The 1,860-nt window shown below is 35.8% G+C and carries 2 protein-coding genes; both read right to left on the reverse strand.

What is annotated here, in order from left to right; all coding sequences use genetic code 11:
• Positions 1–262 precede the first annotated feature (262 nt).
• Complete coding sequence (tsaD, locus tag OZD63_RS03145; RefSeq protein WP_065095013.1) at positions 263–1,270, reverse strand: tRNA (adenosine(37)-N6)-threonylcarbamoyltransferase complex transferase subunit TsaD; 1,008 nt, start codon at positions 1,268–1,270, stop codon at positions 263–265.
• 98 nt (positions 1,271–1,368) lie between these two features.
• Entirely contained in the window at positions 1,369–1,500 is a 132-nt protein-coding gene (locus OZD63_RS03150; RefSeq protein WP_275008088.1) for a hypothetical protein, read from the reverse strand.
• Positions 1,501–1,860: the final 360 nt, after the last annotated feature.

Raw genomic sequence — 1,860 nt, forward strand, 5'->3', positions numbered from 1 at the left:
ATAGATATACCTCTTTCTTAACTATGCTTATTCTACCTCATATTTTCGAGATCCTTAACAGGTTCTAACAAGTATGATGCGGCTTGACAAATTTATTGTCATCTCAGACCGCGGAGAGAACCATATGCTACTTTTAACTTATGTAAAATTACCAAGGATCATGGAGAAGATATGCTGTTTTGATTTGTGTGAAAATTATTGTTGACTTATGTGCAATTAGAGAACCTAAGTCACTTTAGCTATAATTCAGAATTGAGAGCTTTTAATAACTCTCTAACTCCCACTTAGGTCTTGGTGCAAAATTGAGAGAATCTATATAGCTTTTCTGTAACATTTCAATTCCTGCCCATCCAACCATTATTGCATTATCTGTACATAGGTTGTTGGGAGGAAAAAATATGTTTAAGTTTATGTGTTGTTTTAATTTTTCTCTCAAGAAATTATTTGCTGCAACTCCGCCGGTAATGACAAAGTCATTGATTTTGATATTTAAAGATTCGGCCATAATAATCGCATTGCTAACCCTGTCCAGCAGTATGTCACTAATACACTCTTGAAACGAAGCGCATACATCACACACATCTTGCTCGCTCATTTTAAGTTCTTGCACTAAGTTTTTTACTGCTGTTTTAATTCCAGAAAACGAAAAGTTACATCCAGAACGTTTTATCATTGCCCTTGGCAATTTAAATCTTGCACCATTGCCTTTTTTAGCTAACTTTTCAATTAATGGCCCTCCGGGATAGCTTAAACCCAGCATCTTAGCAACTTTATCAAATGCTTCTCCTAGTGAATCATCGAGCGTTTCTCCAAGTTTAATGTATTTACCTACATCCTGTGCAATTAAAAATTGACAGTGACCACCTGATATTAGTAGGACTAAAAATGGAAATTTTACCTCATGCAGTAACCTAATAACCAATGCATGCGCTTCTAAGTGATTCACTGCAATGAACGGTTTTTGTGCTACATGCGCAATTGCTTTAGCCATCATTGTACCAACTATTAATCCACCTATGAGTCCTGGTCCTGATGTTGCTGCAATTGCATTGAGGTCACAAAAGTTAAGGTTAGATTTTTCCACGGCGCTTTTTATTAGACCACTTAAATGCTTCATATGAGCACGTGAAGCTATTTCAGGGATCACCCCACCACGTTTTTTGTGTTCTGCTTGGGAGAGAATTTCGTGAGCAAGGACTTGCTTGTCACTATTTACAATCGCTACTGCAGTTTCGTCGCAGCTTGTTTCAACAGCTAAAATGGTTTTCATGTATATTTAGTTACTGTATTACCAAAACTATACTTTGAAACGCTGTAGAAGTTAACTGCAAAGTTAACTTCTATAGCTAAAAGATTTACCGACAACCGTCATTCCGCTACGTGTTGGCTGATGAGATACCGCGCACAACTGTACGAACATTCATTCTTAAAGGTAAACTGCACAGCAAATGGTGTCATTCCAGTGCTTGACACTGGAATCCAGCCTTGCCGTAATCTCATCAAGAACGTTGTGTTTTAACATAAGATCAGCCACTTTTATGCTCACCAACTTAGTGCCCAATCCAAATTCCTGGATTCCAGTGGGCTTTGTTGCATCGCTACTTATGAAAGGCTAACTATAATTAGGATTATAAGCAACTTATTGAAAATCTTGTTTTTTTGCAATCAATCTNATCAAATTTAAGAATAGTAATTTGTTATTTATATTAATAAATTTAATTCTATTGAAAATAGCTAAAGCATTGAAATTCTTGAATTTTAGCCGGATTGGTAAATGGTAGTGAAATTTCTTTTACTCAAATTTAGGTATTCATTGACCGTTCTTGTTATAAATACCAGAATAATAAGCTACTGATATTC

The organism is Wolbachia endosymbiont of Drosophila leontia (genome assembly GCF_028981785.1).
Taxonomy (GTDB): Bacteria; Pseudomonadota; Alphaproteobacteria; order Rickettsiales; family Anaplasmataceae; genus Wolbachia; species Wolbachia pipientis.

Excerpts from the sequence above, each read along its gene's own strand:
- OZD63_RS03150 (WP_275008088.1), bottom strand. The coding sequence starts at position 1,500 with ATGAGATTACGGCAAGGCTGGATTCCAGTGTCAAGCACTGGAATGACA.
- tsaD (WP_065095013.1), bottom strand. The coding sequence starts at position 1,270 with ATGAAAACCATTTTAGCTGTTGAAACAAGCTGCGACGAAACTGCAGTA.